Consider the following 20,464-nt stretch of genomic DNA (forward strand, 5'->3'; position numbering starts at 1 on the left):
CGGCAAAGGCCGTGATTCAATCCTATTTTTTTACAGACTTAGGGGTAAAGTGTAGTGGCTCGTCCGAAGAGTGAAGACAAAAAACAGGCATTACTGGAAGCTGCAACCGCAGCATTTGCACAATCAGGCATTGCGGCCTCTACCGCCGTTATTGCCCGCAATGCAGGTGTCGCAGAGGGAACGTTGTTTCGCTATTTCGCCACAAAAGATGATCTGATCAACGAGCTTTACCTCCATTTAAAACAAGACCTCTGCCAGTCAATGATGGCAAATCTGGATCGCTCAGTGACCGATGCCAAAACCATGACTCACTCCATCTGGAACAGCTACATCAGTTGGGGTCTGGACCATACTTGTGGACATCGCACTATCCGCCAACTGGCCGTCAGCGAGAAAATCAGCAAAGAAACCGAACAGCAGGCTGACGATATGTTCCCGGAACTGCGCGATTTATGTCATCGTTCCGTTCGCCCTGAATTTATGTCTGACGAATATCGTGCCTTCGGTGATGGGCTTTTTCTTTCACTGGCAGAAACAACCATGGAATTTGCCGCCCGCGATCCTGCCCGCGCGAATGAATATATTTCGATGGGGTTTGAGGCCATGTGGCGCGCACTGACCCGCGAGGAAAAATAATGGACGGCCAAACGCTGCATGCTTGTGCTAAACGTATTGCGCTCGAACTGCCTTTTACTGAGCAATGCTGGCCGTTCGGCCCGGAATACGATGTCTTCAAAGTCGGCGGTAAGATTTTTATGATTGTCTCAGAGCAGCGCGGTCGTCCGTTGGTTAATTTGAAGTCTGATCCACAAAAATCACTGCTGAATCAGCAGATTTACCGCAGTATCGAACCGGGCTATCACATGAATAAAAAGCACTGGATATCCGTCTACCCCGGCGATGATATTAGCGAGTCATTACTGACTGACCTGGTGAACGACTCATGGCACCGGGTGGTAGACGGCCTGCCTAAGCGGGATCAAAAACGCCTGCGTCCAGACTGATTTATCGTTAACTCCAATAAGTGTTTTTGCTTTTTTCTGTCTTATCTTTTTCCCGCTAACCCTGTACCCTGCTGAAACAAAACGCACCCGCAGGGTACGAAAAACCACCAGGAGTAGTTATGGATATTGTTTCTGTCGCCTTAAAACGTTACTCCACTAAGGCATTCGATCCGAATAAAAAACTGACCGCTGAGCAAGCAGAAAAATTAAAAACACTGCTGCAGTTTAGTCCGTCCAGTACCAACTCTCAGCCGTGGCACTTTATCGTTGCCAGCACTGACGAAGGAAAAGCGCGGGTGGCTAAATCCGCAGCCGGCGGCTTTGTGTTCAACGAACGTAAAATGCTGGATGCTTCCCACGTCGTGGTGTTCTGCGCCAAAACGACGATGGACGATGCGTGGCTGGAACGCGTGGTGGATCAAGAAGAGCGCGATGGACGCTTTGCTACCCCGGAAGCCAAAGCCGCAAACCACAAAGGTCGTACATTCTTTGCCGACCTGCACCGCAAGGAACTTAAAGACGACAACCACTGGATGGCGAAACAGGTGTACCTGAACGTCGGTAACTTCCTGCTGGGTGTGGCGGCAATGGGTCTGGATGCTGTACCGATTGAAGGCTTTGATGCGGCCATCATGGATGCAGAGTTTGGTCTGAAAGAAAAAGGTTACACCAGCGTTGTTGTGGTCCCGGTGGGTCATCACAGCGTAGAAGACTTCAACGCCGCCCTGCCAAAATCACGTCTGCCGCAAGAAACGACGCTGACAGAAGTCTGATCCCCACATTTGCATAAGCTCCACACAGCGGTCATCATAGACCGCTGTTTATTAAGGAGACATTATGCAGGAATTGATATCTCAGGTAGAAGAACTCGGCATTGAAATAAATCACACCACCTCGCTGGTGATGATTTTTGGCATTATTTTTATCACCGCCATTATTGTTCACGTTATTTTGCACTGGGTGGTATTACGCGCATTTGAAAAGCGCGCCAACGCCAGCTCCCGTCTGTGGCTACAAATCATCACGCAGAACAAATTATTTCACCGACTGGCATTCACGCTGCAAGGTATCATTGTCAATATACAGGCCGCACTCTGGCTACAGAAAGGCAGTGAAGCCGCAGAAATATTAGTAACCTGCGCACAGCTGTGGATCATGATGTACGCCCTGCTGTCTTTATTCTCCCTGCTGGACGTGATTCTCAATCTGTCACAAAAGCTCCCTGCCGCATCACAACTGCCGTTGAAAGGAATATTTCAGGGCATTAAGTTAATCGGCGCAATTATCGTCGGGATCCTGATGATCTCTCTGCTGATTGGCCAGTCCCCGGCAATACTGATTAGCGGTCTGGGCGCGATGGCCGCCGTCTTAATGCTGGTATTTAAAGATCCGATCCTCGGACTGGTCGCCGGTATTCAGCTTTCAGCCAACGATATGCTCAAGCTGGGCGACTGGCTGGAAATGCCGAAATACGGTGCCGATGGCGCGGTTATTGATATTGGATTAACCACGGTAAAAGTACGCAACTGGGATAATACCATCACCACTATCCCCACCTGGTCATTGGTATCAGACTCGTTTAAAAACTGGAGCGGGATGTCGGCTTCCGGTGGTCGGAGAATTAAACGCAGCATCAGCATTGATGCCACCAGCATCCATTTTCTTGATGAGGATGAACGCCAGCGATTGCATAAAGCGCATCTGCTGAAACCCTATTTAACCACGCGTCACCAGGAAATCAGCGAGTGGAACCAGCAATTAGATGCGCCTGAGTCTGTATTGAATCATCGCCAGATGACCAATATCGGCACCTTCCGCGCTTATCTGAACGAGTATTTGCGTCACCACCCGCGTATTCGCAAAGATATGACATTAATGGTGCGCCAACTTGCACCAGATGACCACGGTTTACCGATTGAAATTTATGCGTTTACCAATACGGTGGTGTGGCTGGAATATGAAAGTATTCAGGCTGATATCTTCGACCATATTTTTGCCGTCGTCGAAGAATTTGGTTTACGCATTCATCAATCCCCTACCGGAAATGATATTCGTGCGCTGTCAGGCGTATTTCAGCGTTAATCTGCAGAATAGATAAATCACCGATCTCATCACCAGGATGAGATCGGTTAGATATTAACGGGACTTGCGACGCAGCAGTTTGAATGCCACGAACAGGAACAGGATCCACACGGGCAGCAGGATAGCGGACAGGCGCATATCATCCATGGTGCACATCAGCACCAGAATCATGCCGAGGAAGGCGATACACACGTAGTTACCCGCCGGATACAGCAACGCTTTAAACTGAGTATCACGCCCCTTACGACGCATTGCCGCCCGGAAACGCAGGTGCGCCAGACAGATCATAATCCAGTTCAATAGCAGCGTCGCAACCACCAGCGCCATCAACAGGCTGAAGGCTTTTTGCGGCAACACATAGTTGATCAGCACCACCAGCGACGTAATCGCGCCGGAGAGAATCAATGAGTTTACCGGTACGCCACGACGGCTGACTCGGGTTAAGAACTTCGGTGCATTTCCCTGTACCGACAGACCAAACAGCATACGGCTGTTAGAGTAGACGCCACTGTTATACACCGACAGCGAAGCAACCAGAATGACAAAATTCAGCGCAGAAGCCACCACGTTACTGTCAAGATTATGGAAAATCATCACAAACGGGCTGCTGTTGGATTTCACTTCCACCCACGGATACAGCGCCAACAGCACCACCAATGAGCCGATGTAAAACAGCAAAATACGATACACCACCTGGTTTACCGCTTTCGGGATACTTTTTTGCGGATCCTGCGCTTCGGCAGCGGTAATTCCGATCAGTTCCAGACCACCAAACGAGAACATAATCACCGCCAACGACAGGATCAGTCCGTTCCAGCCAGTCGCTAAAAAGCCGTTATAGCGCCAGAGGTTATCAATGCTTGCATGTTCGCCGCCGTTGCCGGAAACCAGCATCCAGATACCAAAGCCAATCATGCCGATAATCGCCAGGACTTTGATCAGCGCAAACCAAAACTCCGTTTCGCCATACAGACGCACGTTGACCAGGTTGACCGCATTGATAATCACGAAGAAAGCCGCTGCCCAAATCCAGGTTGGGACATCAGGCAGCCAGTACTGCATATAAATTCCGGCTGCGGTGAGTTCTGCCATGCCAACCAGCACAAACATTACCCAGTAGTTCCAGCCAGACAAGAAACCCGCGAACGGACCCCAGTATTTATAGGCAAAGTGGGCAAACGATCCTGAAACGGGTTCTTCAACCACCATTTCGCCCAACTGACGCATGATCAGAAACGCGATGATCCCGGCAACACCGTAACCGAGTAATACAGCAGGTCCCGCCATCTGAATAGCGGGGCCGATTCCCAGAAACAAGCCTGTACCAATTGCGCCGCCCAGCGCAATTAACTGAATATGGCGGTTTTGCAACCCCCGCTGAAGCGTCGGTTCATTCGTCGACGCGGCATCAGACACGCTGGTGTCAGATGCAGTTGACGCGTTTTTCACGCCCTACCCCTGTGTGGTTTTTATTGAAGGGGCTTCTTTTAACATTTCAACCTGGTTGTCGCAAGGCGCAATCGTTTGGATACGCCGGGCATCCTTGCCCAACGCACCGAGGCCCAGGAAAAAAATCAGAAGTCGTAACTGACGGAAACCTTCAGCGTGCGTGGCTCGCCCTGGAACAGATAAGTCCCGGTATCATCAATACCTGACCAGTAATTCTCGTTGGTGACGTTATCGACCCCTGCACGCAAAATCATCTGGTTCTGGTTTTGATTGAGTGACATACGGTAACGCACACCTAAATCCAGTGTGGTAAAACTGTCGAGTTTCTTGGTATTTGCCGCGTTGGCATACTGAGCGCCAGAATGGTTCAGCCGTGCCGTCGCGGTGAGTCCTTCAACAGGTTTAATATCATATTCAGCCCCCAGCACCGCATAGAAGTCCGGTACGCCGATTGCCGTCTTACCGTTGTTGACACCGTTTTGATTTTTACTGAGCGTCGCATCCAGCCACGTTGCACTGGCGTTCAGCCGCAGTCCTAACACCGGCTCACCAAAAACATTCAGCTCCACGCCACGATTACGCTGCTCACCGTTGATGGCGTAATACCGGGTCTGGCTATCCAACTGCGCAACCGGCATTTTGATTTCAAACAACGCCAGTGAACCGCCTACACGGCCAAAGTCTGTTTTGACCCCAACCTCATTCTGTTTTGCATGGATGATTCCGGTGCTTTGACCGTAGTTCACCGCACTGCTTGGCGCGGTGCTGCCTGGCTGTAGCGATTCGGTATGATTCGCATAAAGAGAAAGTTCCTGCCACGGCTTATATACGACACCGTACGTCGGCATCCAGCGGCTGTCATCAAAACTGTTCTTAACGTTTTCAGCGCCTGTTTCTTTGTTGTAATCACGAACCACAACCTTTTGGTGACGGGCGCCGACGGTAAACAGAAGCTGATCATCAAGCACGCCCAACGTATCGCTGAGTAACCACCCCTGACTACGCGTACGTCCACTGGTTAACGGATCGCTATAGTTGCCTCCCGTCGCCGTCACCGCTGGTTTTGCTACATCTTGCGTATCGTAGATATTGACGTCCGGACGTGCGGCACGTGATCCCATACGCCAGGCGATTTTGTCTTCTTTAGTGACGGCGGAATAACCTACATTAACCTTATGCGACACAAAACCCGTATCAAAATTCCCGCGCAGCCCTGCCATCCCGCTGAACGCATCAATAATACGATTGGTATCAAGGCGTCCGGCTTTGGCGTCACCGGCCTGGTTGTATATTTCCGGGGCACTGTACAAACCAATTTCATGCGCGTGCTGCGCACCTAAACCGGCATAAGCGATCCAGTTATCGGTCAGATCATATTCCGTGCGCGCCATTCCGAACTCATTTTCAATATCGCTATAACCCCATCTCTGGCTATAGTTGTGCGTATTTTTCGGCAGATCGGGGACAAATGGCACATAGTAGACATTGATCCCCATGTTGCCGCCGTGAAACGTCTTTTTTTGATACCCGACGTCTAATGAACTGCGGAAACGGTCGCCACGGTAATCCAGTCCCAGCGCTGCCAGCGTGGTACGACGTTTATCATCGTCAACCGCCCCCTCCCCTTCACGATGCAACAGATTCACACGGGCGCCAACCTGGTTATTGTCACCAAAACGGCGTCCGGCATCGAGCGACGTTCCCACCTGTGAGTCACTGGTGTAATCCATACCAAGGCGTGTGATCGGCGTATCGTCTGCATGCTTGGGTTCAAGATTAATCATCCCGCCAACGCCGCTACCGGCCGCGCCATTGAGCAATCCATTCGCGCCTTTAAAGATTTCAATGCGATCGATCATCTGCGTATCCACCACCTGGCGCGGCAGCACACCGGATAATCCACCAAAGGTCATATCATCGCCGTCAAGTTTCAGACCGCGAATACGGTATGTCTCTGCGTAGTTACCATAGCCTTGTACCGCCTGCACGCTCGCGTCATTGGCGACAACATCGGCTACGGTCTTAGCTTGCTGATCTTCGACCAGTTTTGAGGTGTAGCTTATAACGTTAAATGGCACATCCATGGCATTTTGCTGACCAAGCATCCCCAGCCTGCCGCCATTGGCGACCTGACCGTCGAGAAAAGCAGGCAGTAACGTATCGCCACCGGGCTTAAAATCACGTCCCTCTGCAGCCTGTACCACAATGGTCTCTTCCGCTTCTGTGGGGGCCTCAGTTGCATTCACCGTGCCGGAAAGCGCGCCAACAGTAGCGGCCAGCACAGTTTTTCTCATTAAGTGTGCGTATGTTTTAGTGTTGTCCATAGCCATGCCATTAAAAGTCTGACGACGTTGCCGGAGAGCGCCCCGGCAACATGTTGTTATTATTTATTCAGATCAATACGCACCACGTTATCTGGCGCGGAGGTGGAGTGGTCTTTATTGAATTTCTGTTTCACGGTGACAAACAAGGTTTGACCATCAGCAGAGAGCAACAGGCTGTTTGGATTGGGGAGGAGATCCCAGCTTTTCTTCACGCTGTAATCCGTTGCATTCAGGCTAAGCAATTTTCCGGAATCACGCTGAGTAATATAGATTTCATTACGCTTCGCATTGAATTTCACCGCCAGCGAATCCCCGATATCCAGCTGTTTGAGCAGCTTGCCCGTATGAATATCCAACACCAATGTCGTTTTCGCTTTGGAATTGTCGGTGACAAACAGGCGACCAGTTTGCGGGTCTTCCGCCATATTCAACAGCAACGCGGGTTTATCGCCCAGCGGCTGCCAGCGTTTTTCAATGCGCTGAGTACGCGGGTTGATAACCAGGATTTCACCGCCGCCATTTGCCGCATAAATACGCTGCGTCATTTCTGAGTAATGCAGTCCGGTCATCCATTTACCGGTATTTTTAATCCGGGTTTTTAGTTTCAGCGTTTCGGCATCAACCACCCAGATCACCGCCGGATCGGCAACGGCGCCAATATAGAGCAGACCGTTATGCAGCAGTACCTGGCGCGCACCGTATGGGAAACCCTGCGGGTTACGTTCCGGGAACAGCACGCGATTCTTCACTTTGCCGTCTGCGGCATTCAGCGCGCTTAGGCCACCATCCAGGGAGTTGGTGACATACACCGTTTTACCGTCTGGCGAGATAGCCATACCAAAGTTTTTCAGATCGGTGTGGCTCAGACCGATGGTCTTCAGCGTTTGCGGATCCAGCTTGTAAATCACCCCACCCTGAACATCTTTGAACCCTTCCGCACTGGCGACGTACAGCGCATCACCTGCTGGACTCAGCGCCATTTCATACAAGCCGTCAGCCAGTGCGCGCTGCTGAATATCCGTTGCTGCCGGTGCGATTGCTTTTTCCTGTGCCAGCGGGTTACTGGCTGGCGTAGCGTCAGCTGTACAGCCGCTTAATGCAATGGCAGCCAACAATGCCAGAGCGGATGTTGTTTTTTTCATTGTCGGGATCCTTACCAGAATTCATGCAGATTGCTAATAACAAAAAAGTGAATGAGAACTATACGCATTATCTTTATCATATCAAGAATAATTAGCCGGTGAATAAAAAAGATGAAACGAGGGTTTAAAGACGCGAAGAAGTGCGCGCTAATACCGCTTTTTCATCATTACAGTGAATTATTCTGGACGAGAAGGCATCGCAGGCCACAGAATGCACTTTACTGTTTTTCCAACATTTTCAAACGGGTGAACCTGGCGTGGTTCAGTCACTCGTTTTTGAACTACGCCAGGCAACGACTGTCATGAATAAGATCATTAAACGACTTGAGATCGTCAAAAGCGCCATCGAACTGGAAGATGAAGAGATTATTTTCCAGCAGTTGGCGCATCTGAAAAATGAACCTTTGCCAGTCATTCCCGGCGTCATCGTGCAGGCGATTGAAGAACGGCGTTTCGGCGATGCCCTGCGTGAAATTACACACTGGCTACAATCCCAGCGCGCAGTATCAACGTGGCAGGACCCCGGCATTGCCGCCAGTAAGCTCGAACTGAAAGCGCTTGAAACCCAACTGCGTGATCTGATTGATAAGCGCAACACGCGTATTCAAATCCTCGATGATTTCAATGACCTGTACCATCTTCGCCTCGGACCGTTGATGAGCCGAATTCTCGAACTGCGTAAACAACTGGCCGCCAGCGCACAACGTAAGCAGGAAGCAGAACGAAAACGTCGCGAAAAAGATTATCAGTCCTGCCTGCACTATATTTCACAGGCCGTTGATCAACTGGCGAAACTCAAGCAGCACTGGGTAAATCTGAGTTCGGACTCCCGCGAATCCGTGGAAACTCGCCAGCGCATTCAGCAACAGACTGAGCTTATCACCGCCCTGCTGGCGGAAATTCGTGAACTGGAAAACGACTTTTCTCGCCAGGACGACAGCGCGACCCGTCAGGCACAGGAGGAAGCCAGCCACGAATATGATGAATATCAGGAACAACAGCAGGATGCTCAGCACCGTTACACCCGCGACCAGCGGCTTTCAGCAGATGAACGTAATGAGTTAAAACGCCTGTGGCGTCAGGCCAGCCGCCTTTGCCACCCGGACGTGGTAGCGGATGACCTGAAAGAGAAAGCCCATCAGATGATGGTGCAGCTTAATCAGGCACGACAAAATGCCGATCTGGCCGCGGTTAGGGCATTACTGACCCAGTTACAAACCGGGCTCGAACCGATGATGGCAAGTGACCGATTAAACGATCTACAACATTTACGTAGCAAGATTCAGCAGCTCAGGGAGCAAATTAATGCGCTGCTCAAAGAGATTAGCGATCTGGAAGCGGAAAACGCCTGGCGTCTTGCCACTTCAGTAACAGACAAAGAAGCCTACTTTTCCGATCAGCAACGGGCACTGACAGAAATCCGCACTACGCTGGAAATGCAGGTACAACAAGTGGAACAAGAGCTATTGGCTGGCTGAGAAAACGTGCGTACAAAAAGCAGACAAAAAAGCGGCTGCAAGCCTGATTTTTAGATTAAGCACGAAAAGCTTACTTTAGATTAAACATCTTAAAATATTAATAAATAAAGAATATAAATCTAAATTATATTCATTTACAGCGCATTAATTCAAATCAAACACTATTTTCTCCTTCCAAACATTTAGCTCCTTCACTGCCCGGCCTTTGATTAAGAATTCTCCTGGTAGTTTCCTTCCCCGTTAAGAAAATCACATATCTGTTTGAAATTAATAACAATTAACAATATTTCCCTTCTAAACCTATAGGAATTCCCTGTCATTGTCGAATCGAGGGACACAAAACCTCGCCGATCAATAAGCGAAATCTATCAATCATCTTCACAGAGGTGATATAAACGATTTATCTTAAATTTTAACAAAGTGTAATATCCACTTTAAGAATAGTTAATGATTTAAATAAAGACAGATATTATCTGTTGATATCCGAATAAAAAAGGATACGTTCAAAGCAAAGAGCGAATATACCCGTCATAATTCAAGTTACATATGCGTTGGCTGCGTTAGTTCACCTCAGCCACATAGTATCTGTACGCCTGGGAATTTTCCCCCGGACTTCCTGTAACTTGAATTATTTAGGGCATACGAGAATTAATTAACATTTCATGCATCGCGAGAAACTCTTTTTTAACCAAAAAAAGAGGCGACTGCTTGCACCAAAATTTCAAGGAGATCGTTATGTCTAAAGCTATTTTTTTGGGTGACTCAATTTACCCCTGGCTTGGCATGCGAGAAATCCTACGTGGCTCATCATTATATATTGATATCGCGTACCATTCCTCCCAGACGCTTTCTGCCGTCCAAACGCTATCTTATGAAACGGATTGCATCATTATTAATCCTGACAAGTCAGATTTTTTAAAATATGCCAGGATTATCCGCAACATGGCTATACGACCATCCACAACGATCATCGTATTAGCCGATGAAGCCACTTTTTCTATTTTTCAAACAGTGTGCGGAATGGCTCTGCAGTTCCTCGATCAGGACACCTGTCTTGATCAGCTATTGCAAACAATCACTCGTATCACCGAAAACAAAAATCAACGCAATATCAAAGAAATACAAACAAAAATAACGACCAACGAATTCAATGTGATGATGATGCTGGCCCGCGGGTGGTCACTGGCACAAATCGCCGGAGTATCACAAAAAAGTGAAAAAACAATCGGGGCGTACAAAAGCAACATTGCCAGAAAGCTGGGTAAAAGTAATACCCGGCTCAAGTACACCATTTCTCACTATAGCCAGCCGTAACTGACTTATTTAAGGATAGTAATCACAGTTAATTATTAACAGATTTCCTTTCGGCTCATTTTTAATTCCGCCTGGCCCGGAAGGGATCACTATTTTCGAAAATCGACATACCGGGTAGCACATCCGCGTGCCAACCATCGCCAACAACTCAACGTATTAACACATACATAACAGGAATGTAAACGAGGGTTATATATGAATAAGGTTTACAGCATTATTTGGAACGCGGCACTCGGCATCTGGGTTGTCGTCTCTGAATTAACCAGAGGTAAGAAAAAAAGCAGTTCACGTAAAACTGTTGCGGTACTGGCCGCCAGTGCATTAAGTGGCGCTACGATGATGGCCTCAGCTGCGCAGATTACCGCTACGGGCGAGCGAAATATTTCTGACGATTTCCAGAACGGTATTTCTGCGGGCGTTTATCAGGCTCCCCACGACTACGGCTTCTTATATGAAAATAATACTGCCAGTCAGACACTCAATATCAGCGGCGCAATCCCGACGATTAATCCGGGTCAAAGCGGCGTTGTAGAATCAACCACCATCAGTGAGTTACTGCGAACAGGAAAAATCACCCTGCAGGCCACCAGCCCAGGCCAGGATGCAAAAAAAATCACCACAGCTGAAGAGCTGGCGGAATACGTGACGTATAACCAATCGGCTACGCCTTCTCAAAGCGAAAACTTCAAGGTGGTTGACCCGGCATTCCCGGACGGCACAGAAACCATTAAGGTCTATGATACCGATGTGTTAAGTCGCTTTCTTACTAAATCGCAAATCGGCGATTCCGTATTAAATACTTATGATGCAACCAGGTCTGAAATCTATAAGCAGTTTGGTATCGCGCTGGCAACCGATGGTGCTACGGCCAACCTGAACATAGGTAATGACACGCTCAATGTACGCGACAAAGCCAATACCATCGAGTTACTGGCCAAAGACTCCTCCTTACTGGAAGCGCAAGGCGCCAACAGCCAGGTGAACTGGCAGTCCGATAACTATATAAAATTTAACGCCGCTCCGGTTATCCCTGAAAAAACATTCGCCGGCTCAGCGCAAACCTCTGTCTTTGGCGATGATGTGACGCTGATGACTTATGGCTATGATGCAGATGGCAAGGTTATCGAAACCGGGGTGCGCACATTCACCATTACCAGTACGCAGGAGTTGGCTGATTTTAACGACTTCCTGTTAGGCAGAAGTGCCGACGCCGCAGAAAATGCCAATGGCGATAAGGTCAGCCAAATCCAATTGTGGCTGGAGGCTGAAGAGGTCACAACCGTCACAGCAGCACAAGCAAAGTATGCCGGGTATATCGATAGCTTAATTAATTCCAGTAAGTCGTCTGATGAACTCACATGGGACTACAAAGTCTGGACCGATGGAGAGTCACATATCAACAACGCCACTGCCGCCCGCGGTGAGTTGCATGCCATTTATGCCAACGGCGCTGGCACCACCGGTACCCTGAACAAAGAGGCGATAATCGCCGTTGACGGCAGTATCAATGGCGTCATGAAAGCCATTGATGGTGGGGTTATCAACAACCTCGGCGAGCTGAACGCGCTACGCAGTTCTGGCGGGCAAAGCCTGGCGATTGGCATGTTGGCGCAAAACGCCGAGGCAACCAACCGCGGAACTATCAACTCAGGTCTGTTCATTGATAAAGATGGTAATCAGAACGTTAACAGCTACGGCGCATTCGGTATGCAGGGGCAAGGTACCAGCGTTATCACCAACGAAGGCACCATCAACCAGGCGATCACTACCGATAACTTCGGCACCGCATCTGCCGCCGATCCCTGGAGCAAGGATAAACCTGATACGTCGCTGACGCTGGCCATTGGTATGCAGTTGTCCGGCGAGGCAAAAGGTGTCAATAACGGCAATATTAACGTCGTCGACGGACGTAAAAACGGTGAGTCTTACGGTGAAGGCACCGCCTTTGGCGTGGAAGTCGCGGGAAATGCGACCTTTACCAACAGTGCTGATGCCGCTATTTACCTTGGTCGTGACGCAAGTAACCTGACCCAGGATGTCATCATGCCAGGTGGTGCCAGCCTGAGCGCCGGAATTATGACCAAAAGCGCCAAAGAGGTTATTAACAACGGTCTCATCACGTTGGGTACCGGTGTCCGTAACGCGGCAGGAATTTTGATCGGCAACGCAACCGGCAACGTACTGAATACGGGCAACATCGTCATCAATGGTAATGGGGATGCGGGAAACAACAAGAACTACGGTATCTCCGTGCGTGACAGCGGCACGGAAAATAATCAGGAAATCCGCAACGACGGCAAGATTAACGTCAACGGCACGAATAACGTGGGGATCCACGTCAGCGCCAATAACAAAAATGCCGAAGTAACCACCAGTGCCACAGGCTCTATTATCGTGGGCGGTACGGGTGGCATCAACGATCGTAACTACGCCATCTGGGCTGAAGGAGGCGCCAAAGGTCAGGCCGTGGTCAACGTCTACTCCAACATTACGCTGGACAAGGCCGGGAATATCGGCGTACACGTGCGTGATAACGCCATTGCTAACGTTGATAGCCTGAGTAGCCCGGTGTTCAACAACACCGATCAGATTGGCTATTATCTGTATGGGAAAGACGCGGCCGCCAATATTGGTCAGGCGGTGATGAATGACAACGGTCAGGATCGCACCACCATTTTCCGTATCGCCAATGGCGCATTACTGGCCGGTAACACCACCCCTCCTGGCAGCCAGGCCAGCTCCAACCTTGACCTTACCCTCAGCGGTAAGAACTCTGTTGGCGTTCTCGCTACCGGTGCAGGCAGTCAAGTCGATACTGGTGAAGCCACATTTACCGTGCAGGGTAGCGATTCCGCAGCACTGGTCATCGAAGGCGGCGCCAGCGGTAATATCAGCGACAAAACCACCATTAATTTAACCGGTGAACGTACCGTTGCCGGGGTGGTTGATGGCCAGGCGCATCGGTTGAATGGCAGCGCAGAGGGTAATGCCACCAGCACTACGCTTACTTCAAACGCGAAGATCACCTCTGAAGCCAGTGGCAATGAAGTGATCGCCTATATAGCGAGAAATCTGGGTAACCTGATCCTCGATAGCGAATCAAGTATCAATCTGGCCAGCATCAACAGTATCGGCGTTGATATTCAAAAAGACGGGAGCTTAACCAACAACTCCTCCAGCGCCTTGCATGTCAGCAACGGTATTGGCGTTCGCGCTTCGGGCGCCAGCGCACAGATTAAAAAACTGGGTCAGGTAACCGTTGACGACGGAACCGCAGGCGTGCTGCTGACCAATGGTGCCAGCCTGAGTATTACCGGTAATGCCGGTGATGCAATCACGACCAATGGTTCGGCGGATGGTATTCGTCTCGATACCGGAGCCGGTAAGCTGGCTGCAAAAGGGGTAACGATTAGCGCTAAAGGGACTGGCGCGGGCATTCAAAACGATGCCAACAATACCGATATCACGCTCAACGACGTCACCATCAATGCCAACGACGGCGCGGGGATCCGTACCAGCGTCGCGCTGAACATGAAAGATGGACTAAACAACATTCTCAACGTTAACGGCAAAGGTACCGGATTCGCCTTTGAACAGCGCAATGGTGACGCGGTGACGGGCAATCTGACCATCGACAAAGGCTATACCATTGAGGTACTGAACAGCGAAGGCAGCGGTATCCGCGCCAACACAAACGGTAAAGTCACTACCAGTGCCGATATCAATGTGCACAACGCCGCCGGTGGCTCTGCCATCATCGCGAAAAACGTCAGCGCGTTAACCAACCGTGGCAAGATTATCTCTGCCAGCACCACCTCCCCGGTAATCGACGCCAGCGGTGACAGCAGTAAAGCCATTACCAACACCGGCACCCTGCAGGCCATCACCGACACTGCGGTGGCCATTCAGTCTGGTAAAGGCAATGACACCATTGATATCAGCGGCGGTGTCACCAGCGGCGTAATCAATACCGGTGAAGGTACGGACACCTTCAACTGGCGTAGCGGCACCTATGCCGGTGAAGTGAATTTCGCCGGTACTGGCGGTAACAATAAAGCCAACATCGGCAATGTGACGCTGGAGAAAACGCGGCACATCACTACCGCTGCAGGTACGGGCAACGCCCTCACCTTCACCGATACAAAAGATGCGAAGATTGGAACGCTGGTCAGCGACAACCTGACTACCGGCACGAATATTGGCACCGGCTGGGATTCGCTGACCCTCAGCGGGTCAAACGCGGATGTCCGCATCGTTGAAAACCTGAGTCTGGCAAGCAAAACTATTGCTGTAAACAATGGTGCAACACTGCGCACCGGTGACCACGTCGAGCCAACCAGTACTGCCGCCAGTATTGGCGACTACAATGTCACAACCGATGGCCCAGACAGCCGGGTCGTCTTTGATACCCGGGGTGATAACACCGCGGCGCAAATCTATAACGGTACTATCAGCGGCGACGGGAAGTTTGAACGTGCGGCAGGCGGCACCACGGTCTTTACCGCCAACAACAGCTACACCGGCTCTACCACCATTGCGCAAACAGGTACGTTGCAGTTAGGTTCCGGCGGAAACACGGGCGAAGTCAGCACCGAATCTGACATCATCGATAACGGCATACTGGCGATTAATCGCGCCAACGACGTCCTGCTGAATGGCGTTATATCCGGTATCGGTGCACTGCAGCAAATAGGTGGCGGCATTACCCGTCTGACCGGCAACAATACCTATACCGGTGATACCACCGTCACCAACGGCACGCTGTTGGTGAATGGCGATCAAAGCGCGGCACGTGGCGCAACCACCGTCAGCGGCACATCCACACTGGGTGGTAATGGCATTATCGGCGGCAACGTGTTGATGAACGATGCCACAACAATTAGCGCTGGTGACGGCGGTGCGGGTACGTTATCCATTAACGGTAATCTGCAGCTTGGCAGCAAAACGACTTCCGCCTTCGAACTGGGCCAGGCCTATACACCGGGCGGTAAGCTGAATGACCTGATCAACGTCACAGGCGATCTGCAACTGGACGGGACTCTGGATGTCACCACGTCATCGGGCGGGAATTTCGGTCCTGGGGTGTACCGTATTTATAACTACGGCGGTACGCTGAATAACCAGACGCTGGAGTTAGGTGCTGTACCGGACACTCAGAATAAGAGCAACATCTTTGTCCAGACCTCTATCGACAAACAGGTCAACCTGGTGAACGCCAACGGCGTTACCCTGCAGTTCTGGGACGGTGCAACTGTCAATCAGAGCCATGGTGCATCCGGCATCGAAGGCAACAGCAAGATTGACGGTGGCGATGGTAAATGGATGGCGATCGGTGCTCAGGGTGACAACAACTGGACGACAGCTACCGGCGAGGGCAACGCCCCGTGGGCGCAGAAATCCTTTGCTGTCTTCACCACCAAGGGCGGTACCGTTACCGTGGATAACGCTGCAGGTGAGGTTAACTTCTCCGGGGCACAGTTTGATGCCGATGGCTATGTCGTAAAAGGTAATGCACTTAACGCATATGCCACCACGGAAAGCGCGACCCACGCAGGCCAGACGCCGGGAACCGGTGAGCTGATGCTGCGCGTCGGAGCCGGTGGCGCGGGGCAAAACTATACCGCGACCATTGAGTCCGTCATCCGTGAAGCCAGCACCAACGACAAACTGACACTGGTGAAAACCGACCTCGGTCGCCTGATCCTCAGTGGCAATAACGAGTATCGTGGCGGTACGCGCATTGATAGCGGCACGTTGCAGATCTCCTCCGATAATAACCTCGGACAGAGCGGAACCGATTTGGCGATTAACAACGCCTCGACATTGCAATTAGGTGCGGATTTGACCAGCAATCGCACCATCGAGCTGGGCGCCAATGCTAATGCGGCCGTATTCGATCTCAATTCTCACCACTTCACGCCGACCGGCGAGATTACCGGCGACGGTAAACTGAAAGTCACCAGCAGCTCAAGCGATGCGGGCAGTACCTTAACGCTCGACCGCGCGAACAGCTACAAAGGCGACACCGAAATTGCCGGCACCGGCAATGCCAACAATGTGACGGTCAATGCCAGCAAAACCGGCGCGTTCGGCAGCAACGAGAGCAGCACCATCACCGTTAATAATGGGGCAACGCTCAACATCAGCGGCGCAGACACCCGTCTACAATCACTGACCATGAACATTGCCGACAGCCTGTTAACGCTGGCGGATACCGTCACAGCCGCCCGCGCCAAACTGAACCTGACGGGCACAGCGAAAGCGCTGTTAACCAATAACGCCACTGCGGGCAACGCGACGGTCAGCGTGGCAAAAGACAGCACACTGGCGCTGGAAGAAAACGCCAACGGCGGCAATGCCGATGTAACTAACAGCGGGCTGATGACCTTTGCTGACCAGGCAATGGCAGAGAATACCGTCGTCAAAAACCTTGCAGGCGGTCTGGTAGATGTCAGCGCAGTCAACAGCGCGACTTCCATCGGTTCATTGTCCGGTGCGGGTAATGTCGAACTGGGCAATAAAGAATTGTCGCTGGGGAATCTGGTGCTTCCGGAGCCTGACACCATCAGCGGCATTATCAGCGGCAACGACGGCAGCCTGGTGAAAATCGGTAACGGTACACTGATCCTGACCGGCGACAACACCTACACCGGCACCACGGACGTCAACGAAGGTGTGCTGCTGGTCAACGGCAATCAGTCTGCTTCTACCGGTCAGGTCACAGTGAAATCGGGTGCCACCCTCGGCGGTAACGGCATTATCGGCGGTGCGGTTGATGTGCAGGATAACGGCCATATTACCGCCGGTGCCGCCATCAATAGCGTGGGTAAACTGACTACCGGTTCACTGACGCTAAGCGATAACGCCCAGTTGGATTACCAGTTTGGCCAGGCTTATACCCCAGGCGGCGCATTCAACGACCTGATCGACGTGAATGGCTCCCTGACGCTCGACGGTAAGCTCAATATCGAGACTTCTCCGGGCGGAAGCTTTGACGTTGGCGTTTATCGCGTCATCAACTATACCGGCACATTAACCAACAATGTGATGGACATTGCTAACGCACCGGAAGCCGCAGACAGTTTATACGTACAAACTTCGGTGAAAAATCAGGTTAACCTGGTTAACCATGCCGGACTAACGCTGCGCTTCTGGGACGGCACCGGCGGTGAAAATGGCGAGCTGAAAAACAACGGCGTCATCAACGGCGGCGACGGTATCTGGCAATCCAGCCAGGGTAACGACAACTGGACCACGGATGAATCGACGCCAGAGGGCGCGCTGAATGCTCCGTTTACCGATGCCGCATTTGCCGTCTTCCAGGGGGAAGCCGGTAATGTGACCGTCGATAACAGTAAAGGCGATGTCATCATCAGTGGCGCACAATTCGCCACCGACGGTTATCGTGTAGGCGGTGAAGCCATTACTACCGATACCGCCAATACGTTGATTCGCGTCGGTGATGGTACGATCGATGGCGTCAACTACACCGCAACCATTGACAGCGTGATCCGCGGTACCGGTGGTCTGAATAAAGGCGATCTCGGTACGTTGATCCTGACGGGCAACAACACCTACAGCGGCGGTACGACTATCACGTCAGGGACGCTTCAGGTTGCAGGCGATACCAACCTCGGCGCGGCAGAGACCGGAATCACCTTTAACGGCGGTACGCTGAAATATGGTGAAGCGTTTGATACCGCACGTCAGGTTACGCTGGAATCTGGTGGTGGGACATTCGACACCAACGGACATGATGTGTCCCTGCTGACGGAAGTCGAAGGTAACGGTCAACTGACCAAAACCGGTAAAGGTTCACTGACGTTGACGCTGGATAACACCTATACCGGCGGCACCACCATCGAACAAGGTGTATTGCAGCTCGGCACTGGCGGTACGATAGGTAGTATTGAAGGGGATATCGTTGATAACGGCGTGCTCAACGTTAATCGCGCCGATACTCTGGCGTTAAGCGGTAATATCAGCGGAGAAGGTCAGTTGCATCAGACCGGTAGCGGTACGACGGAGCTGCAAGGCCAAAACAGCTACAGCGGTGCAACGCTCATCACCAGCGGGGTATTGCAAGCCGGTGATACCAATACCCTGAGCGCCGCCTCGCACCACTATGTTGTCGCGGGCACCACCCTGAATACCCAGGGTTATAACCAGACAGTCGCAGGGCTGAGCAACGGTGGCGATGTGTCGCTCATCGGCCAGCAACCTGGCACAACCTTAACCGTCAAAGGGGATTACGCCGGCGAAAAAGGCACTATCAACATGGCGGCTATCCAGAACGGTAGCGGCGCAGGTATTGCTGACCGTCTGATTATTGATGGCGGTAAAGCCAGCGGCAGTACGCTGCTGGATGTCGATGGCTCCGGCCTTGGCGCACCGACCGTGGGTGACGGCATCGAAGTGGTTACGGCGCTCAACGGTGCAACCACCACGGCGCAAACCTCACGGGATGCCTTCCATCTTGCCGCCGAGCGTATGGCTGCGGGCGCATTTGAGTACCAACTGCATGCCGGGAATGCGCAGGGTCAGGGCGAAAACTGGTACCTGAGGAGTGAATACCGTCCAGAAACCATGCTGTATTCTGGTCTCGCCAGCGTGGTTCGCCAGGGTGACATCAGCCTGTTAGGCAACATGCACCAGCGTATGGGTGACGAGGTTAAACCGGGACTTGATGAAGACAATCGCGCCTGGGCAAGAATGATTGGTTATTCCGGTAAAACCAAACTGGATGATGCGGCCGGGACGCAAACCAACTCCCATACCATGGGTATTCAGGTCGGCGTCGATATGTACGCCAATGAAAGCTGGAAAGCCGGGATGTATACCAGCATCCTTGATATCGACAGCAATGTGAAAGGCAGTAAAACGGGCAGCAACGGCAAAGGCGGCAACATCGACGACAACGCATTTTACGTTGGCGGTTATGCCACCTGGTTCTCTGGTGACGGTATGTATGTCGATAACGTGCTGCAATACGGGAACCATAAATCCCGCCTGTCGGCATCGGGTAACAACGGCTCTTACACCGTCAAAGGCAATACGTTGACGGCCTCAACTGAAGTGGGTAAAGCATTCCGTTTAGGTGCCAGCGCCTGGAGCCTGGAACCGCAGGCCCAGTTGATCTATCAGTACAGCGACTTTGATAACAGCACGCTGGATGGTGTAACCCAAACGAGAGTGAATATGGACACCGCCGATTCCTTTACCGCGCGTCTGGGCGTGCGTCTGGTCGCGGACTACGACACCAACCATGGTAAATTCCAGCCGTACGGCCGGGTAAACGTCTGGCAGGGTCTGGGTTCCAAAGATAAAACGCACTTCAGCAATGCGGTCGCCACCACCACGCTGGAATCTTCACAGCAGTACTCCAGCACCGAGGTTGCAGCGGGTCTGTCGTGGTCTATCGACCGAAATCTGCAGGTCTACGGCGAACTGGGGACACAGTTCAGCAACGGCAGCAATAAATCGCAGGTTGAAGCCCCGGTCAATGCGTCTATTGGCTTTAAGAAATCGTTTTAAGCAGGTATAAACTCGCAAGCCCCCTGTTCACAGGGGGCTTTTTTTTGTCGGTCCAGAATACAGCACTGCCTGATATGCCGCGCTTATCACGCCTACGGACTTGTGTTCGTTCCTGTAGGCCGGATAAGGCACAGGCG

Annotated in this window: 10 protein-coding genes; 7 read left to right on the forward strand and 3 right to left on the reverse strand. The window is 51.5% G+C overall.

Translation table 11 applies throughout. The features are described from left to right. The first annotated feature begins 54 nt into the window (after positions 1 to 54). The 4 genes from I6L54_RS18960 to I6L54_RS18975 all read left to right on the forward strand — a co-directional run bounded on the left by I6L54_RS18960 (position 55) and on the right by I6L54_RS18975 (position 3,086). A complete protein-coding gene (locus I6L54_RS18960) occupies positions 55 to 636 on the forward strand; it encodes a TetR/AcrR family transcriptional regulator (protein ID WP_005122009.1) in 582 nt (193 codons plus the stop codon). Then, a complete protein-coding gene (locus I6L54_RS18965; protein ID WP_005122011.1) occupies positions 636 to 1,004 on the forward strand; it encodes an MmcQ/YjbR family DNA-binding protein in 369 nt (122 codons plus the stop codon). The genes I6L54_RS18960 and I6L54_RS18965 overlap by 1 nt, the downstream gene beginning before the upstream one ends. Before the next feature lie 119 nt (positions 1,005 to 1,123). Then, a complete protein-coding gene (gene nfsB / locus I6L54_RS18970; protein ID WP_005122012.1) occupies positions 1,124 to 1,777 on the forward strand; it encodes an oxygen-insensitive NAD(P)H nitroreductase in 654 nt (217 codons plus the stop codon). Between the two features lie 64 nt (positions 1,778 to 1,841). After that, positions 1,842 to 3,086, forward strand: coding sequence for a mechanosensitive ion channel family protein (locus I6L54_RS18975; RefSeq protein ID WP_005122014.1), 1,245 nt, complete (start codon positions 1,842 to 1,844; stop codon positions 3,084 to 3,086). A 54-nt stretch (positions 3,087 to 3,140) separates the two neighbouring features. On the opposite strand, the gene pheP is transcribed toward I6L54_RS18975, so the two are convergent. From pheP to I6L54_RS18990, 3 genes are all read right to left on the reverse strand, one after another. Next, the gene (gene pheP / locus I6L54_RS18980) at positions 3,141 to 4,535 is read right to left on the reverse strand and encodes a phenylalanine transporter (protein WP_005122016.1); all 1,395 of its coding nucleotides are present in this window, start codon (positions 4,533 to 4,535) and stop codon (positions 3,141 to 3,143) included. 125 nt (positions 4,536 to 4,660) lie between these two features. Further along, positions 4,661 to 6,829, reverse strand: coding sequence for a TonB-dependent receptor (locus tag I6L54_RS18985; RefSeq protein ID WP_005122018.1), 2,169 nt, complete (start codon positions 6,827 to 6,829; stop codon positions 4,661 to 4,663). Positions 6,830 to 6,918: 89 nt separating this feature from the next. Beyond that, positions 6,919 to 8,001 (reverse strand): YncE family protein, encoded by a 1,083-nt coding sequence (locus tag I6L54_RS18990; RefSeq protein WP_040232606.1) that lies wholly within the window; start codon positions 7,999 to 8,001, stop codon positions 6,919 to 6,921. A 302-nt stretch (positions 8,002 to 8,303) separates the two neighbouring features. Here I6L54_RS18990 and I6L54_RS18995 point away from each other — a divergent pair, with 302 nt between their 5' ends. The 3 genes from I6L54_RS18995 to I6L54_RS19005 all read left to right on the forward strand — a co-directional run bounded on the left by I6L54_RS18995 (position 8,304) and on the right by I6L54_RS19005 (position 20,327). Continuing rightward, positions 8,304 to 9,479: a coiled-coil domain-containing protein gene (locus I6L54_RS18995; protein ID WP_005122022.1), complete on the forward strand. Its 1,176-nt coding sequence runs from the start codon at positions 8,304 to 8,306 to the stop codon at positions 9,477 to 9,479. A gap of 735 nt (positions 9,480 to 10,214) precedes the next feature. Beyond that, positions 10,215 to 10,793 carry a LuxR C-terminal-related transcriptional regulator gene (locus I6L54_RS19000; protein ID WP_040232609.1) on the forward strand — a complete coding sequence of 193 codons (579 nt, stop codon included), beginning with the start codon at positions 10,215 to 10,217 and terminating at the stop codon, positions 10,791 to 10,793. A 195-nt stretch (positions 10,794 to 10,988) separates the two neighbouring features. Next, complete coding sequence (locus I6L54_RS19005) at positions 10,989 to 20,327, forward strand: autotransporter outer membrane beta-barrel domain-containing protein (RefSeq protein ID WP_040232610.1); 9,339 nt, start codon at positions 10,989 to 10,991, stop codon at positions 20,325 to 20,327. Positions 20,328 to 20,464: the final 137 nt, after the last annotated feature.

Origin of the sequence: Citrobacter pasteurii (assembly GCF_019047765.1) — a bacterium.
Classification (GTDB): Bacteria; Pseudomonadota; Gammaproteobacteria; order Enterobacterales; family Enterobacteriaceae; genus Citrobacter; species Citrobacter pasteurii.